This is a genomic window from Streptomyces sp. NPDC048496 (assembly GCF_043200055.1).
In the GTDB taxonomy this organism is placed as follows: Bacteria; Actinomycetota; Actinomycetes; order Streptomycetales; family Streptomycetaceae; genus Streptomyces.
The window spans coordinates 30,391-46,987 of the sequence record NZ_JBICXB010000023.1; the positions used below are offsets into that span (position 1 = coordinate 30,391).

Consider the following 16,597-nt stretch of genomic DNA (forward strand, 5'->3'; position numbering starts at 1 on the left):
CATGTCACCGACGTGAAGGAAAAGTCAGCAGAGCACGAGTGCATTCCCGGCACGGCCCGCGCGAACGCACCCTCGCAGTCGTCCCCCTTGGATTCATCGCCCGCCCTGCCACCCCTGGACACGCGCCGGGACGGCGAACGCCCGGGAAGCGAGCTCTGGAACCGTAACTTCCGGCTCTTCTTCATCGCCCGGACCGCCGCGCTCTTCGGCGACGGCATGATCCCGGTGGCGCTCACCGCGGGTCTGCTGGGAGCGGGTCGCCCGCACGCGTCCGTCGGCTTCGCACTGGCCGCCTGGATGGGCCCGCTGGCGCTTTTCGTGCTCTTCGGCGGCGTGCTGGCGGATCGTTTCACGCCGCGTCGAATGATGATCATCGCTGATGTGCTGCGGCTGGTCGGGGCATCGGTGCTCGCCGTCTGCTTCGCGACCGGCAACCCGCCGCTGTGGGCGGTGTACGCGCTGAGCGCGGTGGCCGGCGTCGGTGCCGCGCTCTTCCAGCCGGGCGTCGCGTCGACCGTTCCCCGGGTGTCGCTGGACGTGCAGCGCGGCAACGCGGTGCTCCGGGTCTCCGAGGCGCTGATGACGATGGCGGGCCCGGCCTTCGCGGGACTTCTGGTCGGACTCGCGAGCGCCGGAGCCGTATACGCGGCGAACGCGGCGACGTTCGCGGTCTCCGGCGTCTGCCTCTTCCTGCTGCGGCTCGCCCCGATGCCGTCCGACACGGTGCAGCGCGGCACATTCGTCGCCGAACTGGTCGACGGATGGCGGGAGTTCAAGGCCCGCAGCTGGCTGTGGGGGGTGATCGCGATCTGGACGGTGTACGGATTCACCGTGATCGGCCCGATGCTCCCGCTGACCGCGGTCGAGGTCACCGAGGCGCACGGCTCGGGGACGTACGGCGTGATGATGGCGGTCAACGGCGCGGGCAGCGTGGTCGGCGGACTGCTGGCCCTGCGGCTGAGACCGCGCCGCCCGCTCGCGGCGGGCGCGATCGCGCTGACCGGGGTGTGCGTGAACCTGGTGGTGCTGGGGCTCGGGCTGCCGGTGTCCGCGCTGGGGGTCGGGCAGTTCGTGGCGGGCGGGGTGTTCGCGTTCTGGCTGGTGATGTGGTCGACGACGGTCCAGACGCACGTCCCGCCGGAGGCCCTGAACCGGCTGCACGCGTACGACGTGGCGGGCTCCCTGTTGATGCTGGCCGCGGGCCGGGCACTGGCGGGCCCGGTCGCGGACGCGGTGGGCGCCCCCGAGGTGCTGCTGGCCGGAGCGGTGATCAACGCACTGGTGGTGGGTGTGCTGCTGGTGGCCCGGCCGATCCGCCGGCTGGAGCGGATCGGGTGAGGGGGGCGTGACGGTGTCGCGTGTGGCGGCTGCGGGAGCGGCGGTGCTGACCGTTGCCGCCGGGCTCGGGGTCAGGGCGGTGGCCGACGGGGATGTCGCCAAGTACGCCGGGGACGCTCTCTATACGGTGCTGATCTGCACCCTGGTGGTCGTGGCCGCGCCCCGCACGCGGCCGGTCGCGGTGGCCGGGACGGCGCTGGCGTTCAGCTGGGCGGTCGAACTGCTGCAACTGACCGGGCTGCCCGCGGACCTTTCCCGGCACAGCACGGTTGCGAGGCTGGTGCTCGGCTCGACCTTCAACGCACCCGATCTGTTCTGGTACGCGGTGGGTGCGGGGTGCGCCTGGGCCGCGGCGGCCCTGGCTACTTCTGCCGGGAGCGCTCCTCGGACTTCTGCTTCTCGATGACCTCGAAGACATGGGCGCTGGTCTGCTTGCGCACACTGCCGGCGACGAACAGCGCCGCACCGAGGACGGACGAGGGGGCCGAGAAGTCGAAGGGGGTGGACGCACCGCCCGCCGGCCGACAGGTGATCGTACGCGCATACGAGCCCGTCCGGGCCGGAAGGCGTCGGTCGAGATGGCCCGATTCCTGCGAAGCGTGTCCCTCCGGCCACTCGTGAAGGCGTACGCCGTGACCCGATGCTGAGTGGCGTGACCCAGACAACCGAAAGCGCCGCCCGGGACGACGACCGGCAGGCCACCCCCGCAGCCCCCGACGGGCGCTCCCGCCTTCGCATCCACCGCGCCTGGATCGTCGCCGTCGTCACGTTCGTGACGATCATCGGCGGCGCCGCGTTCAACTCCCTTCCCGGCCTCCTCATCGACCCGCTGCACACGGAGTTCGGCTGGTCGCGCGGGGAGATCGGGCTGGCCGTCTCGATCGACATGGCGCTGTACGGACTGACCGCGCCGTTCGCCGCCGCGCTGATGGACCGGTTCGGCATCCGCCGGGTCGTCGTCGTGGCCCTGTCCGCGGTCGCGGCGGGGGCGTTCGCCAGTGTCTGGATGACGGCCTCCTGGCAGCTGATGATCTATTGGGGGCTGCTCGTCGGCCTCGGTACCGGCTCGATGGCGCTGGCCTTCTCGGCCTCGGTCACCAATCGCTGGTTCGTCGCCAGACGCGGCCTGGTCACCGGCATCCTCACCGCGGCCGGCGCCTCCGGCCAGCTGATCTTCCTGCCGCTGTGCGCATGGATCGTCGAGGAGCACGGCTGGCGCCCGGCCTCGGTCACCGTCGCGCTGGCCGCGCTCGTCGTCGTCCCGTTCGTCTGGCTCCTGATGCGTGACCACCCGGCCGATGTGGGCCTGGCCCCCTACGGCGGTGCGTACGCCGAGAAGCCGGCACCGGCCCGGGGAGCGGCGGCCCGTACCGTACGCGTCCTGGTCGACGCCGCCCGCACCGGACCGTTCTGGCTGCTCGCGGGTACGTTCGCGATCTGCGGCGCCTCGACCAACGGCCTGATCCGTACGCACTTCGTGCCGTCGGCCCACGACCACGGCATGCCCATCACCGCGGCCGCCTCGCTGCTCGCCGTCATCGGCGTCTTCGACATCATCGGCACGGTCTTCTCCGGCTGGCTCACCGACCGCTTCGACGCCCGCCGACTCCTGGCCGTCTACTACGCGTTGCGCGGCATCTCGCTGCTCTTCCTGCCGATGCTGATGGCACCGACGGTGCACCCGCCGATGGTCTTCTTCATCGTGTTCTACGGCCTGGACTGGGTGGCCACGGTCCCGCCGACGCTGGCGCTCTGCCGCGAGCAGTACGGCGAGGACAGCGCGATCGTCTTCGGCTGGGTCCTCGCCTCCCACCAGGTGGGCGCGGCGCTGGTGGCGTTCCTCGGCGGTGTGGCGCGTGATGTGTTCGGCTCGTACGACATGGTCTGGTACACGTCGGGGGCGCTGTGCGCGACGGCGGCGCTGATGGCGCTGGTGATCCGGCGGAAGGCGGAAACCCCGGAACCGGTGGTGCCGACAGGCTCTGAGGCGGTCGCGCCGATGACGGCCGGGGGATCGGGCGAGGTGGCGGAGTCGTCCGTCACCCGCTGAAGCGCCCGAACTCCCCCCGGTGGAACAGCAGCGGACCGTCCCCGTCCGATGCCCCCAGCGCCTCCACCCGGCCGACCACGATCAGATGGTCGCCGCCCGTGTGGACGGCCTGGATGCGGCAGTCGATCCAGGCGGGTACGGAATCCAGCAGCGGTGACCCGGTCGCGGGAGAGGCCTCGTACGCCACTCCGGCGAACTTGTCGGCCCCGCTCACCGCGAACCCCCGGCACAGCGCGGCCTGCTCCGCCCCCAGGATGTTGACGCAGAAGGCCCCGGCGCGGGCGATGCGGGGCCAGGTCGTCGACGTACGGGCGACCATGAAGGTGACCAGCGGCGGGTCGAGGGAGAGCGAGGCGAACGACTGGCAGGCGAACCCCGCAGGGCCGTCCGCGTCGTCCGGGTCGTGGGCGGTGATGACGGTGACGCCGCTGGCGAAGTGGCCGAGCACACGGCGGAATTGACCCGGATCGACCGGCAGCCGCTCGTCGTCGGCGACGGCCCGCAGATCGGGGCGCGGCAGCGGATCGACCGGCGTCGGCCCTGCGGTGGTGGCGGCGCCGACGGACCTGAGGTACCGGACGGCGGTGGCGGCCATGCCTGCGTGTCCCATCACGCCTCCCATTGAAACTGACGACACGTCAGATAGGAAGGGGTGGGGGAGGAGGGTTCCAGGGGCGCGAGACGGTGTCGACCGCGCCCCGGAAGCGATGTCGCCGGTCGGGCTGAAGGCCACTCCCGCCCGAAGGCGGACGGCCGCGAGATCCCTGCGCCCGCTGCGTTCAACCGGCGACATGTCTTCGTCCGGCTACGACTCTCACCGGCGGCCGGGGTACGGCCCGGTCCAGCCGGCCGTGCCGACGCAAGCCTCGTTGGCCTCGGGATCGGCCAGCACCCAGTTCGACGGCGCGTCGGCGGCGCTCACCAGGCGGCCACCGGCGGCGAGCGCCGCCGCTATCCGTGCCTCGGCCTGGTCGTACGGCACCCAGACATCGATGTGGACCCGGTTGCGCTGCGGGCGCGGTGCGTCCATCTGCTGGAAGTAGAACGGTGCCCCGCGGCCGTGCGGATCGATCAGGTCCTCGGGGCTGTTCGCGCGGTCCGCATAGCCGAGCAGGGCACGCCAGAACGGCACCACATCGGGGCCGACGAGGGCATCGATGGTGACCTGTACGGTCTGCACGGCGGACGGGTCGGCGGGGATGTTCAGCGCCCGTGCCGCTGCCGAGATCTGACGGGCCAGCTCGATGTGCCGCTTGCTCAGCCCGTAATAGTCGTCCGTGATCGTGATCAGCCGTATGGTCACGCCCTCGTGCCGCAGATCGACGTCGGGGTGGCCGGCCCCGACGCCGGGCAGCTCGCTGATCGCCTGCACAAGCTGGGCGCCGACCGTGAACGACGCGGTGCGGAAGTACGCGCAAGCTCCCTCGCCCAGCACGCGCCAGTCCTCCAGGCCCACGGACTCATGGAACTGCTGCGGCCTGATGCGCTCGGTCTTTTCCTCTACGTACGGCATGGGCTCAACGTAGCGCGCAGGCCTGACAATCCGCTCTCGTTCACCCAGTGCTTCCGGACCACTTGTCTCTGCCGCGCGCCGGAGAGGAGTCACTCGCCTAGGCGCGCTGCGAAGGACTCGGGGAGGACGCCTGGCAGGGAGGAGAGTGGTTGAGGGTCAGCTTCCGGTGGCGTACGTGACGAAGTCCGTCCATGCGTGGGGTGCGACGGTGAGCCGGGGGCCCTGGGTGTTCTTGGAGTCGCGGACGTGGATCGTGCTGGGGGTGGTGGCGATCTCGACGCAGTCGTTGCCGTCGCTGCTGTCGCTGTAGCTGCTCTTGAACCACTTCAGTTCGGGAGCGTCTTCGACGGAGGTCTTGCGGATCATGTCTCTCCCAGCGCTTGCTCGATGAAGGCCAGCGACTCCCGTGGAGTGAGAGCCTCGGCCCGGATGATGCCATACCGCAGCTCAAGGACCCGAAGCTGTCGCGGATCGGAGACCGGACGCCCGCCGTGCACGCCTTCGGTACGCCCTACCCCAGAGCCGTCACTGAACTTCAGCACCTGGATCTTTCCGCCTGTTCCCGGGTGGTCCCAGCGGTCGGTCGGCATCACCTGAATTTCGACGTTCCGCATCTGCCCCACCTCCAACAGGTGTTCAAGTTGCTGGCGTCGCACCATTGTTCCCCCGATCGGGCGGCGCAGCGTCACTTCTTCCAGGACAAAACTGAGATCCGGTGCGGGTGACCGGTCGAAGATGGAACGCCGAGCCGTACGGGCAGCCACCATGCGTTCCAGTTCATCCTGGGAGTACGCAGGTCGGCGCGTCCCGAGCAGCGCTCGGGCATGCTCATCAGTCTGCAAAAGACCGTGCAGGTTGTGGTCGCCGTACGACAGCAGCTCCACCGCCCGCGCCTCCATCCGTGCCAGATCCCGAATCTTCTTCGGGTACCGGACCTCCGCCACGTCCTTCTTCATCGCGGTGATCAGCCCATCCGCGCCCAGGACATCGTCCGCCCTGTCCAGATACTCCGGTCGCGGAATCCGCTTCCCGGCCTCGACTTTGTAGACCTGGTCCTCCCCGTACCCGATCGCCACACCGAACTCGGCCGCCCGCATCCCGGCCGCCTCCCGGCGCAGTCTCAATTGCCGCCCCACCGTGGCAACGACCGCCGCGCCGGACTCGTCGTCGGGGTCGACCTCCCAACCGGGCTCGTCCGTCTCGTCCCCGGACCGCTCCGTACCGTCCGCATCCACCCGCATCCGCGCCACCTCCGACGGGCCGTCACCATCGCGGCACCACCTACCCGCACGCCCGCTCCCGACAGCCCGGACAACTCCGGACAAGCGTCGGACAGTCACCGTAAGCATCCGCTTGATCACTGGTCAGCGTATGCGTGACCGGCCACGCTCAGTGACGTGAAACAAGAAATCACCGCCCCCCCAACCCCCAGCTCCCAGCAGCACGTTCACCGTGTTGCTCTCGCCTACCCGCCGGGGAGCCAGGCTGGCCCGGCTGCTCACCACCGCCCATCTGGGCGAGTGGGGACTCCCGTCGGATTCGGCCGCACAGATCGTCGCCGAACTGGCGGCCAACGCCATGGTCCACGGCCGCGTGCCGGGGCGGGACTTCCGGCTCGACCTCACGGTCCACGGCGGCGGCGCGCTCCTGCGGATCGAGGTGAGCGATGCCCGTGGCGAGTGCCTTCCGCTCGGTCCGGCGGACACGGCCGTCCCGGACGGTGACTGCGAATCCGGGCGCGGCCTGCTGATCGTCGAGGCGCTTGCGGACCGCTGGGGTGTCAGTCCCGGGCCCTTCCCCCGTAAGGCCGTCTGGGCCGAGCTCGACCTCGTACCGTAACCGCCGCCACCGGGTCGTGGATTTCCGCGATCCGGTCCTCCGTGACGCGGCTCCGCGCGACATCAAAAGCCTTGAAGAACTTGGGAAATGACCCTTCCCAACCTCACCGCGCCTCCCGTCACCCACATGGGTGAGATCGGCCAACTTGGCTGCCATTCGGGACGGTTGGTTGGCATATGCTCGCCGCGACGAACAACCCCAGACGTGGGACGGCCCCCGGCCGGGACTGGCATCCCGATCGAGGGCCTGACCAACGAGGAAGAGAACGCTTCCCGATGGATACCCAGCAGATTAGCGCGCCCTCGCGCGCCCCGTCCCACGTACGCGGAGACGCCACGCCGTCCTCCGGTGTCGTGCACGACAACTCCCGGCACACCAGCCGTTTCACGGTCGTGGGCAACCACCTCACCCAGCACCGCGAGCTCTCCCTCACCGCGATCGGGCTCGCCGCACACATCCAGTCGCTGCCCGCCGGAGCCAGGATCGGCATCAAGGACCTCGCCGGCCGCTTCCCGGAGAGCGAGGCCCGGATCGCCGCCGCGTTACGCGAACTCGAAGCCCACGGCTACCTGCGACGCACCCGCACGCGCCTGGCCAACGGCCGGATCGTCACCCGTACCGTCTCCTGCAATCAGCCTGCCGACCGGCGGACCACAGAAGCTGCTCCGGGCCGTGAGTGTCCACCGCGCCCGCAGCGTACGGCCCGGCCGCCCGCGTCGTTCCGACCCTGTCGGGAGTCCGAAGCCGACGACATGCGTCCGCTCAGGGCTCCGGCCCGAACCGTGCCCGCACCACGCCGCGAGCCCGCACCCATGCCACGCCGCGAGCGCGCCCCACACAGCCGGTCCAGGCCCCTCCTCGTACCGCAGCCGGCCTTTCCCGCAGCGTCCCTCCTCCGGACCGCCGCCGACCTGCTCACCGGGCTGCACCGCCAGGACCCGCGCCTGCTGCTCTCCGCGCAGGACGTGGACTTTCTGGCCCCGGGGGTTGCCACATGGCTGGAGCGCGAGGCCGGCCCCGCCGCCGTAGAACACGCCCTGACCAGCGAACTCCCACCCGAAGGGCTGCGCCGCCCCGCCGGTCTTCTCGCCCACCGGCTCACCGCCCGGCTTCCGCCACCACCCCCGTTCCGGGCCCCGGCCGAACTCCCGACCCGGCCGTTCCCGCTACAGAACTGCGACGGCTGCGACCGGGCGTTCCGCGCGGCGGAGCCAGGAGAGTGCCCCGACTGCCGGACCGACAAATTCCATCCGACCGCTCAACAACTCTAGGAAACCCACATGGTCAGCTCGTCCCACGAGGCGATGCATCGCATCTTCCAGGAGTACCCCGGACTCTTCTCCCGAGTCTCCGAGGTACTGGGGGTCGCGATCGGACCACCCGCCTCGGCCACCATCATGCCTACGGACCTCACCGAGCACAGGCCCCTCGAACGCCGTGTCGACACCCTGCTGCGCATCGACATGGAGGACGATCAGTCGTACCTTTTGGCGATCGAGGCCCAGGGCAAGAAGGACCCGGAGAAACCGGCGAGCTGGATATACTACCTGTCCTACTTACAGGCGAAGTACAAACTGCCGCCCATGCTGCTGGTCGTCTGCCAGGACCGAGCCACCGCCGAATGGGCCGCACGCCCCTTCCCCGTCGGCCACCCGCAATCGCCCGTGCTCACTCTGCAAGCCCTCGTCGCTGGCCCGCATAACATGCCGGTGATCAAGGATGTGGCCGAGGCTCGCAAGGACCTGGCACTGGCCACGCTGGCCGCGATCACACACGCGGGCGATCCGGACATCGGTGTCATACTCAAAACACTCTCGACCGCTCTGCGGGACGTACCGGAAACCATCGCCGACCCCATCGTCGAACTCACCGCGCAAGGCCTGGGCAACCGTCCGGCCGCACAACAGTGGAGGAACCTGGTGGCCGTGGACCTTTCCTTTTACAAGTCACCCCTCTCGGAAGAGATCCGGGACGAGGGTCGAGCAGAAGGCCGTGAAGAGGGCCGTGAAGAGGGCCGTGCAGAAGGCATTGCGAGGAGCATCTTGCTGCTTCTCGCCCAGGTCGGCGTCGACGTGTCCGACGAGGCGCGCGAGCGCATCACGGGCTGCACTGATCTCGACATGCTGAGTCGTTGGCTCCTGCGTGTCCCCACCGCCGCTTCCGTCGAGGATGTCTTCGCCGAGAGGTAGGCGGACTGCCGCCGAGACCCGCCGGTGGCTCACGCCGATGGATGAGTCCCGGCCGCACAACAGCGGAGGAACCTGGTGGCCGTGGACCTTTCCTTTTACAAGTCACCTCTCTCGGAAGAGATCCGGGAGGAGGCTCGGGCAGAGGGCCGTGAAGAGGGCCGCGCGGAAGGCATTGCGAGGAGCATCCTCCTTCTCCTAGCCCAGGCCGAGATCGACGTACCCGACGAGGCGCGCGAACGCATCACAGGCTGCACCGACCTCGACACCCTGAGCCGCTGGCTCCTGCGTGCCCCCACTGCCACGTCAGCCGAGGACGTCTCCGCCGAGAGGTAGGCAGACTGCGGCCGAGACCCGCCGGTGGCCCACAGTCCCACTCCCTGGCGGGGAGGATGACGTGAGCGCCCCCAGAGCACTCAAAGCCCCCGGTACTTCGGTGCGCGCCGCTCCACGAAGCTCGCCACGCCCTCGTTGGCGTCCTGCGTCGTCATATTGATCTCCTGGGCCGCCGCCTCCGCCGCGAAGGCCGTCGCCCGGTCGGAGTCCAGCGACGCGTTCACCAGCTGCTTGGTGAGGGCGATCGCCCGGGTCGGGCCGTCGGCCAGCCGCTGAGCCCACGCGCGGGCCGCCGCTTCCAGCTCCTCGTTCGGGACCACCCGGTTGACCAGGCCCAGACGTTCCGCGTCCGCCGCCGGGAGCGAGTCGCCGAAGAACATCAGCTCCTTGGCGCGCTGCGGGCCGATCAGGCGCGGCAGCAGATACGCGCCGCCGCCGTCGGGTACGAGACCGCGGCGTACGAAGACTTCGATGAACCTCGCCGACTCGGCGGCCAGCACGAGATCGCAGGCGAACGCGAGGTGGGCGCCGATGCCGGCCGCCGTGCCGTTGACGGCCGCGATGACCGGTTTCTCGCAGTCCAGAACCGCGGCGATCAGGCGCTGCGCGCCCAGCCGGATGGTGCGGGCCACGTCGCCGGGTACCCGGTCGCCCGTCGACGAGGCGCCGCGCAGGTCGGCGCCCGCGCAGAAGCCGCGGCCGGTGGCGGTGAGGACGACGGCCCGGACCGACGGGGCGGCGGAGGCCTCGCCGAGGAGCGTGATGACGCGTTCCCGCTGGTCCCAGGTGACCGCGTTCATCGCCTCGGGGCGGTTCAGCGTGATCCACGAGACGCTGTTGTCAGTGGCGTGGAGTATCAATGAATCAAGCGGGTCGGCCGGTGCGGCGGACCCGGTGTACTCGGTGTGCTCGGCGGTGTCTTCGGGGGAGGACGGCATGAGGCAGCTCCTTGGCGGGTGGTGGGGTGGCGGGCGGCGGCGGGGCGGGTCGCCCGGTGACCGGTCAGCGGCAGACAGCCAGCGCGTCCAGCGCCACCGCGCCCTGTCCCCGCCCCAGCACCATCAGCGGGTTGATGTCCAGCTCGGAGAGCTCGTCGCCCAGTTCCAGCGCCATCCGCTGGACACGCAGCACGACCTCGACGAGCGCGTCGACGTCCACCGGCGGTCCGCCGCGTACGCCTTCCAGCAGGGCTCGGCCGCGCAGTTCGCCGAGCATCGACCGCGCCTGGTCCTCGCCGAACGGCGGCACCCGCACCGCAGCATCGTGCAGCACCTCCACGAGCACGCCGCCGAGCCCGACCGTGACCGTCGGTCCGAACAGGGCGTCGTGCGTGACGCCGACCGTCATTTCGACGCCCCGCTCGATCATCTGGCAGACCAGGATGCCGTCCAGCTCGACGCCCTCGTACCGCGCGATGTCGGTCAGTTCGCGATAGGCGTCCCGCACCTGGCTCGCGGAGGTGAGCCCGACCTTGACCAGGCCGAGCTCCGTCTTGTGAGCGAGATGCGCGCCCGACGCCTTCATGACGACCGGGTAGCCGACCAGCCCCGCCGCCCGGACGGACGCCGCGGCGCTCGTCACCAACTGCTCCCGCGGCACGCGGATTCCGTACGCCCGCAGCAGCTGCTTCGCCGCGTGCTCGCTCAACTGGTGGCCCGGGCGCATCAGGGCCTGCGCCTTGCGGAACGAGGGCGACGGGGTGCGCGGTGCCTCGTCGAAGGGCGAGCGGTACGAGGCGGCGAACCGGTGGTGGTCCAGGTAGGCCTTCACGGCGGTGATGCAGTTGCCGAAGGTGCGGAAGGTGGCGACGCGCGACGAGCCGAGCAGTGTCGTGCGGTACGCGTCCTCCGTGCCGACGGGCGAGCCCCACACCACACACACCAGCTTGTCCGTGGTCTCCGCCGCGTCCACCAGGTCCTGCGCGAGCCGGTCGCTCATCGGGGGGAACGGGCCGGTGATCGGACAGATCAGCACCCCGACGTCCGGGTCGGCGAGGATCGCGTCGATGATCTTCCGGCCGCGCCAGTCGCCGACCGGGTGCCCGCCGTTGTCGACGGGGTTCGCGACGTTCAGATAGCCGGGAATCCACGCGTGCAGCTCGCGCTGCTTCTCCTCGGAGAGGGTGGGGAGCCTCAGCCCCGCCCCGGTCGCCAGGTCCGAGAAGTGCGCGCCCGTGCCGCCCGAGATCGAATACACGACGACCCCGTCGGCCTGCGGCTTCCGTGCCCGGGCCAGCAGCGCGGCGGTCTCCTGGAGTTCGTCGAGCCCGTCCACCCGGATCACGCCGAACTGACGCATCGCCGCGTCCACCACCTGGTCGGCGCCGGTCAGCTTGCCGGTGTGTGACGCGGCCATCCTGGCCCCCGTCTCCGTACGCCCCACCTTGACCGCCACCACCGGAACCCCGGCCCGCGCCGCCCGGTCCGCGGCGAGGAGAAAGGAACGCCCGTCCTTGAGCCCCTCCACGTAGCAGGCGATGGCCCCGACCTCGGGACGCTGCGAGAAGTACGAGATGAAGTCGGCGGTCTCCAGATCCGCCTCGTTGCCCGTGGGCGCCCAGTGCGACAGCCGCACGCCCAACTCCTGAAGGGTGTACACGGGTCGGCCCTGGTGACCGGACTGGGTGATCAGGGCGATCGCCGGCCCGTCCAGGTCGTCCCGGAACGCCTCGAACGCGTTGAGGTTGGTGTTCGGCCCGAGCAGCCGCAGCCCCGACCGCTCCACCGCGGCCACCAGCCGCGCCTGGGCGGCGGCGCCCTCCTCGCCGGTCTCGGCGAACCCGGAGGCGAAGGCGACCGCGAACTTCACCTTGGCCTGCCCGAGTTCCTCGATCACCGGAAGCGGGTCGCCGACCAGCAGCACCGCCAGATCGACCTGCTCCGGCAGGTCCGCGACGGAACGGGAGCAGGGCCGGCCGAACACGGACTCCCGCGCGGGGTGGACCGGATGCAGCCGCGCCCCGACCCGCTCGGCCCAGGCGACGAGCTGCCGGGTGATGCCGGTATTGGGCCGGCCCTCGGCGTCGGACGCCCCGATGACGGCCACGGACTCGGGCCGGAAGAACCGGTCCAGATCCGGCACGGGAGCGTGCAGCGGGCGGCCGCTGACATCGAGATCGCCTTCCGCGGCGGCGACCGCCATGCTGTGGACGGCGGCGTGCGGCTCCTCGCCGCAGGCCACCACCCGGGCGCGGAAGTGTGTGGTGAGGGTGCCGTGAGTCGATCCAAGCATCGTTCCGCCCACTCCTGCCAGAAGTCCGTCGGGGTGCCTGTACCCGGCCAGCCATAAGCTGACACTATGTCAGGTTACTGAACTGACGCCCCGTCAGGAATGGGTGTGCAGGCAAAGGCCGGCCGGGCCCGCCGGGCCTGCCGGGCCGGCGACCCCGGCTCCGGCCCGAAAGCCCCGGTTTGCCGCAGTCATGACATGCGCTGCGCGTGCGGCCGCGCCCTTCACGTCGTCTACACCTGACGATGTGCGGGTGTCGCGCGGCCCGACTCGTCACCCGGCCGACCGAGCCGGGTCGGTGGCACGCACGAGACCGGTTACCGGTTGCGTCTGCGCTCCTCGTACGTCAACGGCTCCTCCGGCGGCACCGTGAAAGCGACCACGCGCGGCGCCTGGAAGTACTTCTGCTTCACCCAAGCCCGAGTTGGCCGTCGCCGTGCTGGAGGGCGCCGGCGCCGCGAAGGTGCCGCTCGCCCGGGTCCTCGCCGACTCCGGCTGCCGACGGGCGCCTTCGCGCACCTCTTGCGCGGCGGTGTCGGATCAGGTGAACTGACGTACCGTCAGATTCGTTGAGCGGGAGGGGTCCTGATGCGGACGATCTGGCTCGGCGGAGCCGAGTGGCTCGCCGTCCTTCGAACAGGGCTCGGGCTGTGGTGGCTGGAGAGCTGGCGGCACAAGGACAAGAAGGGCTGGTTCGAACGCGGTACGGGCATCGCCTGGGCGGCGGACGTCGCGGGCAAGCACAAGTGGCCTGCGGTCAGGAGCGGCTTCGAGAAGGTCGTCGCGCCCCGCCCCAAGGTGATGGCCTACCTCGTCGTGTACGCGGAACTCGCCCTCGGGCTCGGGCTGATCGTCGGCTTCCTCACCCCGGTCGCGCTCGTCGGCGGGCTGCTCCTCAATCTCCTCCACCTGGTGCTGATGATCCACGACTGGGCCGAGCAGGGGCAGAACGCGATGATGGCGCTGATCTCGCTCGTCGCCCTCTTCGCCATGTCCTGGCAGGTCTGGTCCCTCGACCACGCGATCGGACTTTTCGGATGACCGCCGCCACCCCCCGCTTCGACCTGCCCGAGCCGGACGACTTCACCCGCCCCTACTGGGACGCCGCCGCCGAGGGCCACTTGCTGCTGCTACGGTGCCGTGCCTGCGGCGCCGCCCACCACTATCCGCGCGAGTTCTGCCCCACGTGCTGGAGCGAGGACGTCGACTGGGAGCGGGCGAGCGGCCGCGCCACGCTCTACACCTGGTCCGTCGTCCACCGCAACGACCTGCCGCCGTTCGGCGCCCGCGTCCCCTACACGACGGCCGTCGTCGACCTCGCCGAGGGGCCGCGCATGATGACGGAGATCGTCGACTGCGAGGAGTCTGCCCTCGCGATCGACATGGAGCTGCGCGTCGCCTTCCGGCGGGAGGAGGGGTGCGAGGCGGTCCCGGTCTTCCGGCCGGAAGCCGCTGCCTGAGAGCCTGTCGGGTGACCTCTGATCGGGCGGCCACGCCCTGGCACGCACGCTTCCCGCGTTGCCGAAATGCCCTAGTAGCTCCTTCCCCAAGCTCTCAGCTTCGTTCGAGCAGGGGAGACCCCATCCGAGGACCTTCCAGCGCCTTGGAATCGCACGCACCAGACCGCGTCAGCTTTCCGATCGAAGGTCACCCGACAGGCTCTGACGCGGCGGACTCAGCGCCGCTTGCTGCGGCGCAGCTTCCACCGCTCCCTGATGTTCGGGTGGCGGACGACCACTCCGCCCATGCCGCCCGAGCCGGTGAGGCGGAGCAGCGGTGCGCCCGGGAGCCTCTCGCCCCGGGTCCGGTCCTTGAAGCCGCCCATGCCGGGACGGACGTCGTCGGTCTCCGCCGCCCACCCCCTGGGTACGACGACGACGACCCCGCCCATCTGGCCGTTGACCTCCAGATCGATCTCGCGCAGTCGGGTCTCGGTCTGCGTGAAGTCGAGCTTGGCGCCGCCCATGCCGCCGCCCACGTCGATGCGCGCAGGCACCTTCCACCGTCCGGTCCGTGCCAGGCCGTGGATGCCGCCCTCGATGACCAGCGGCTCCATCGCGTTCTGCGGCGCGGGCGCCAGATCGGCGGTGAGGGGTTCCAGCTCGGCGAAGGTCCTGGCGGCGAGCGCCTGACCCAGGCGCGTATCCAGCTCGTCGAGATCGATGCGGCCCTCGGCCGCCGCCTCCTGGAGCTGCTCCACCACCGCTTCACGGTCGGCGTCGGAGGCACGAAGCCGACTGACGGAATTCGGGCGCTCAGGAGTCATGAACCTGATGATACGGAACGGGTCACCAGTTCTCCCGTACCAATTGCGCAACCACCACCCCGTGCAGCAGCTCCGCGTCCACGAACTCCCCCTCCTCCTGCGCCCCGCACTGCCGACTCAGCGGATAGGTGTTGCCGTGCGCCGCGGGGATCCCCACGTACAGATCCCGCGCCGACGGGCCGAGACAGGTCGCCCCCGGCGGCCAGTCGTGCTCCTTGCTCAACCGGGCCCGGCCGCCTGGTCCGCCTTCGTGGCCGGTGCACACACCGCCTGATGATCACAGGCCGGGCGCGCCCCAGACCGGGAACCACCGGGCGAGATCCTGCTCGACCCGCAAGTCGTCGCCCAGTGTCGCCCTGACCTGCAGCTCCAGGGCGCTGTCCCGTCTCTCGGCGCCGCCCGGCACCGGGGCGAACGGATAGAACGAACCACGTTTGTACAAATACACCAGTGCCAGGGACCGCCCCCCGCCGTCGCGGAAACCGATCAGTGAGCAGAGCAGTTGCGGGCCGAAGCCGCCGTCCTGGAGCAGGGTGTTGACCGCGTGCAGGTCGTTGACCAGGGCGGCCACGTCGTCGGGGGAGTGGCGGGCGAGCAGCCAGGTGTAGCCGTACGAATCGTGGCTGAACTCCACCGGGATCCCGCCCCGGTCCGTGTCCGCGTCGAGGAGTTCCTGTACGTCCTGCTGGATACGGGCGAAGGTGCCGCCCTCCACGCCCGCGAAGCAGACCGAGCCCAGACCGGTGGGGATGAAGCCCGCGCCCGCCTGGAGGGTGAGTGCGGCGGACGGTACGGCGAAGAGCTGGTCGAGGTCGGGGCGGACCGGTTTGCTGCGTCCCAGGATCGTGTCGAGCAGACCCACTGCGGACTCCTTACGGGCGGGCGAGTTCGGCGGAGATGCGGGCCAGCTGGTCGAGGCGCTGTTCGAGCGTCGGGTGGGAGGAGAGCAGCCGGCTGAGGCTCTCCTTGGAGGAGAACGCCGGGACGAAGTAGAAGGCGTTGTACGGCTCCGCCTTCCGCAGGTCCTCCGTCGGGATCCGGGCCATCTGCCCGCTGACCTTGGTGAGCGCCGAGGCGAGCGCGGAGGGGCGGCCGGTGAGGAGGGCGGCGGCGCGGTCGGCGGAGAGTTCGCGGTAGCGCGAGAGCAGTCGGGTGAGCAGGAAACTCAGGCAGTACACGACGGCGCTGATCAGCGGGATCAGCAGGATCGCGATGCCGACGGGGTCGTTGCTGCGGCTGCTGCGGGAGAAGCCGCCCCAGAGGGCGACGCGGGTGACCACGCCTGCCATGACGCCGAGGAACGAGGCGATCGTCATGACGGCGACGTCCCGGTGCGCGACGTGCGACATCTCGTGTGCGAGGACGCCCTCCAGCTCCTCGGGTTGCAGTCTGCGCAGGAGCCCGGTGGTGGCGCAGACGAGGGCGGTCCTCTCGCCGCGGCCGGTGGCGAAGGCGTTCGGTACGTCGCTCTGGGCGATGGCCACCCGGGGTTTCGGCATGTCGGCCAGGGCGCAGATCCGGTCGATGGTGCCGTGCAGCTCGGGTGCTTCCTCGGGGGTGACCTCGCGGGCGCCCATGCTGAAGGCGGCGATGCGGTCGCTGAACCAGAACTGCGCGATGAACAGGCCGCCCACGACGATCAGGATGATCGGCCAGGCGCCCCGCAGCACTGCGAGGAGCACGCCGACGAGGACCACGTACAGCAGTCCGATCAGGAACATGGTGGTGACCATGCGCGTGGTCAGACCGTGGTCGGGGGCGTAACGGGAACGGGCTCGTGTCATGGAATGCCTCCAGCAGCTCACCTGCTTCCCATAGTGCCCCTTTCTGGTCGAAATCGG

At 70.3% G+C, this 16,597-nt stretch carries 20 protein-coding genes; 9 read left to right on the plus strand and 11 right to left on the minus strand.

Annotation, left to right across the window (positions count from 1 at the left end; translation table 11 throughout):
- The first annotated feature begins 42 nt into the window (after positions 1–42).
- Together ACGFSA_RS20895 and ACGFSA_RS20900 are read left to right on the plus strand one after the other, a co-directional pair.
- Positions 43–1,338, plus strand: a complete 1,296-nt coding sequence (locus ACGFSA_RS20895; protein ID WP_393306371.1) for an MFS transporter — start codon at positions 43–45, stop codon at positions 1,336–1,338.
- Between the two features lie 13 nt (positions 1,339–1,351).
- Positions 1,352–1,744, plus strand: a complete 393-nt coding sequence (locus tag ACGFSA_RS20900) for a DUF2809 domain-containing protein (protein WP_037693196.1) — start codon at positions 1,352–1,354, stop codon at positions 1,742–1,744.
- On the opposite strand, the gene ACGFSA_RS20905 is transcribed toward ACGFSA_RS20900, so the two are convergent.
- Positions 1,701–2,003 carry a hypothetical protein gene (locus ACGFSA_RS20905; protein WP_393306246.1) on the minus strand — a complete coding sequence of 101 codons (303 nt, stop codon included), beginning with the start codon at positions 2,001–2,003 and terminating at the stop codon, positions 1,701–1,703. The genes ACGFSA_RS20900 and ACGFSA_RS20905 overlap by 44 nt on opposite strands.
- Between ACGFSA_RS20905 and ACGFSA_RS20910 the strand changes: the two genes are divergently transcribed.
- Positions 1,991–3,388 (plus strand): MFS transporter, encoded by a 1,398-nt coding sequence (locus tag ACGFSA_RS20910; protein ID WP_393306248.1) that lies wholly within the window; start codon positions 1,991–1,993, stop codon positions 3,386–3,388. The genes ACGFSA_RS20905 and ACGFSA_RS20910 overlap by 13 nt on opposite strands.
- On the opposite strand, the gene ACGFSA_RS20915 is transcribed toward ACGFSA_RS20910, so the two are convergent.
- From ACGFSA_RS20915 to ACGFSA_RS20930, 4 genes are all read right to left on the minus strand, one after another.
- On the minus strand, positions 3,378–3,983 hold the full coding sequence (locus tag ACGFSA_RS20915; protein WP_393306373.1) for a flavin reductase family protein: 606 nt from the start codon (positions 3,981–3,983) through the stop codon (positions 3,378–3,380). The two genes, ACGFSA_RS20910 and ACGFSA_RS20915, sit on opposite strands and share 11 nt — an antisense overlap.
- A gap of 219 nt (positions 3,984–4,202) precedes the next feature.
- Positions 4,203–4,901 (minus strand): VOC family protein, encoded by a 699-nt coding sequence (locus ACGFSA_RS20920; RefSeq protein ID WP_393306250.1) that lies wholly within the window; start codon positions 4,899–4,901, stop codon positions 4,203–4,205.
- Positions 4,902–5,057: 156 nt separating this feature from the next.
- Entirely contained in the window at positions 5,058–5,267 is a 210-nt protein-coding gene (locus ACGFSA_RS20925) for a DUF397 domain-containing protein (protein ID WP_393306252.1), read from the minus strand.
- Positions 5,264–6,142, minus strand: a complete 879-nt coding sequence (locus tag ACGFSA_RS20930; RefSeq protein ID WP_393306254.1) for a helix-turn-helix domain-containing protein — start codon at positions 6,140–6,142, stop codon at positions 5,264–5,266. The genes ACGFSA_RS20925 and ACGFSA_RS20930 overlap by 4 nt, the downstream gene beginning before the upstream one ends.
- Before the next feature lie 211 nt (positions 6,143–6,353).
- Here ACGFSA_RS20930 and ACGFSA_RS20935 point away from each other — a divergent pair, with 211 nt between their 5' ends.
- From ACGFSA_RS20935 to ACGFSA_RS20950, 4 genes are all read left to right on the plus strand, one after another.
- Positions 6,354–6,740 carry an ATP-binding protein gene (locus ACGFSA_RS20935; protein ID WP_393306256.1) on the plus strand — a complete coding sequence of 129 codons (387 nt, stop codon included), beginning with the start codon at positions 6,354–6,356 and terminating at the stop codon, positions 6,738–6,740.
- Positions 6,741–7,015: 275 nt separating this feature from the next.
- Entirely contained in the window at positions 7,016–8,011 is a 996-nt protein-coding gene (locus tag ACGFSA_RS20940) for a helix-turn-helix domain-containing protein (protein WP_393306258.1), read from the plus strand.
- Positions 8,012–8,020: 9 nt separating this feature from the next.
- Entirely contained in the window at positions 8,021–8,929 is a 909-nt protein-coding gene (locus ACGFSA_RS20945) for a hypothetical protein (RefSeq protein WP_393306260.1), read from the plus strand.
- A gap of 75 nt (positions 8,930–9,004) precedes the next feature.
- Positions 9,005–9,262 carry a hypothetical protein gene (locus ACGFSA_RS20950; RefSeq protein WP_393306262.1) on the plus strand — a complete coding sequence of 86 codons (258 nt, stop codon included), beginning with the start codon at positions 9,005–9,007 and terminating at the stop codon, positions 9,260–9,262.
- Positions 9,263–9,342: 80 nt separating this feature from the next.
- Here the strand turns inward: ACGFSA_RS20950 and ACGFSA_RS20955 are convergent, their stop codons facing one another.
- Positions 9,343–10,200 carry an enoyl-CoA hydratase/isomerase family protein gene (locus ACGFSA_RS20955; protein WP_393306264.1) on the minus strand — a complete coding sequence of 286 codons (858 nt, stop codon included), beginning with the start codon at positions 10,198–10,200 and terminating at the stop codon, positions 9,343–9,345.
- Positions 10,201–10,264: 64 nt separating this feature from the next.
- A complete protein-coding gene (locus ACGFSA_RS20960; protein ID WP_393306266.1) occupies positions 10,265–12,493 on the minus strand; it encodes an acetate--CoA ligase family protein in 2,229 nt (742 codons plus the stop codon).
- A gap of 585 nt (positions 12,494–13,078) precedes the next feature.
- On the opposite strand from ACGFSA_RS20960, the gene ACGFSA_RS20965 reads away from it, so the two are divergent.
- Positions 13,079–13,531 carry a DoxX family membrane protein gene (locus ACGFSA_RS20965; RefSeq protein ID WP_393306268.1) on the plus strand — a complete coding sequence of 151 codons (453 nt, stop codon included), beginning with the start codon at positions 13,079–13,081 and terminating at the stop codon, positions 13,529–13,531.
- Positions 13,528–13,950, plus strand: a complete 423-nt coding sequence (locus tag ACGFSA_RS20970; protein WP_393306270.1) for a Zn-ribbon domain-containing OB-fold protein — start codon at positions 13,528–13,530, stop codon at positions 13,948–13,950. The genes ACGFSA_RS20965 and ACGFSA_RS20970 overlap by 4 nt, the downstream gene beginning before the upstream one ends.
- Positions 13,951–14,165: 215 nt before the next feature.
- On the opposite strand, the gene ACGFSA_RS20975 is transcribed toward ACGFSA_RS20970, so the two are convergent.
- The 4 genes from ACGFSA_RS20975 to htpX are packed head-to-tail and all read right to left on the minus strand — an operon-like array spanning position 14,166 to position 16,540.
- Entirely contained in the window at positions 14,166–14,756 is a 591-nt protein-coding gene (locus ACGFSA_RS20975) for a DUF1707 domain-containing protein (RefSeq protein WP_393306273.1), read from the minus strand.
- A 22-nt stretch (positions 14,757–14,778) separates the two neighbouring features.
- Positions 14,779–14,979, minus strand: coding sequence for a hypothetical protein (locus tag ACGFSA_RS20980; RefSeq protein ID WP_393306275.1), 201 nt, complete (start codon positions 14,977–14,979; stop codon positions 14,779–14,781).
- A 54-nt stretch (positions 14,980–15,033) separates the two neighbouring features.
- Complete coding sequence (locus ACGFSA_RS20985) at positions 15,034–15,618, minus strand: hypothetical protein (RefSeq protein WP_393306277.1); 585 nt, start codon at positions 15,616–15,618, stop codon at positions 15,034–15,036.
- A 10-nt stretch (positions 15,619–15,628) separates the two neighbouring features.
- A complete protein-coding gene (gene htpX / locus ACGFSA_RS20990) occupies positions 15,629–16,540 on the minus strand; it encodes a zinc metalloprotease HtpX (RefSeq protein WP_393306279.1) in 912 nt (303 codons plus the stop codon).
- Positions 16,541–16,597 lie beyond the last annotated feature (57 nt).

What these genes read in the sequence shown, in the direction of transcription:
- ACGFSA_RS20915 (WP_393306373.1), bottom strand. Translation starts at nt 3,983, where the DNA reads ATGGCCGCCACCGCCGTCCGGTACCTCAGGTCCGTCGGCGCCGCCACC.
- ACGFSA_RS20920 (WP_393306250.1), bottom strand. Translation starts at nt 4,901, where the DNA reads ATGCCGTACGTAGAGGAAAAGACCGAGCGCATCAGGCCGCAGCAGTTC.
- ACGFSA_RS20925 (WP_393306252.1), bottom strand. Translation starts at nt 5,267, where the DNA reads ATGATCCGCAAGACCTCCGTCGAAGACGCTCCCGAACTGAAGTGGTTC.
- ACGFSA_RS20930 (WP_393306254.1), bottom strand. Translation starts at nt 6,142, where the DNA reads ATGCGGGTGGATGCGGACGGTACGGAGCGGTCCGGGGACGAGACGGAC.
- ACGFSA_RS20940 (WP_393306258.1), top strand. Translation starts at nt 7,016, where the DNA reads ATGGATACCCAGCAGATTAGCGCGCCCTCGCGCGCCCCGTCCCACGTA.
- ACGFSA_RS20945 (WP_393306260.1), top strand. Translation starts at nt 8,021, where the DNA reads ATGGTCAGCTCGTCCCACGAGGCGATGCATCGCATCTTCCAGGAGTAC.
- ACGFSA_RS20955 (WP_393306264.1), bottom strand. Translation starts at nt 10,200, where the DNA reads ATGCCGTCCTCCCCCGAAGACACCGCCGAGCACACCGAGTACACCGGG.
- ACGFSA_RS20960 (WP_393306266.1), bottom strand. Translation starts at nt 12,493, where the DNA reads ATGCTTGGATCGACTCACGGCACCCTCACCACACACTTCCGCGCCCGG.
- ACGFSA_RS20965 (WP_393306268.1), top strand. Translation starts at nt 13,079, where the DNA reads ATGCGGACGATCTGGCTCGGCGGAGCCGAGTGGCTCGCCGTCCTTCGA.
- ACGFSA_RS20970 (WP_393306270.1), top strand. Translation starts at nt 13,528, where the DNA reads ATGACCGCCGCCACCCCCCGCTTCGACCTGCCCGAGCCGGACGACTTC.
- ACGFSA_RS20975 (WP_393306273.1), bottom strand. Translation starts at nt 14,756, where the DNA reads ATGACTCCTGAGCGCCCGAATTCCGTCAGTCGGCTTCGTGCCTCCGAC.
- htpX (WP_393306279.1), bottom strand. Translation starts at nt 16,540, where the DNA reads ATGACACGAGCCCGTTCCCGTTACGCCCCCGACCACGGTCTGACCACG.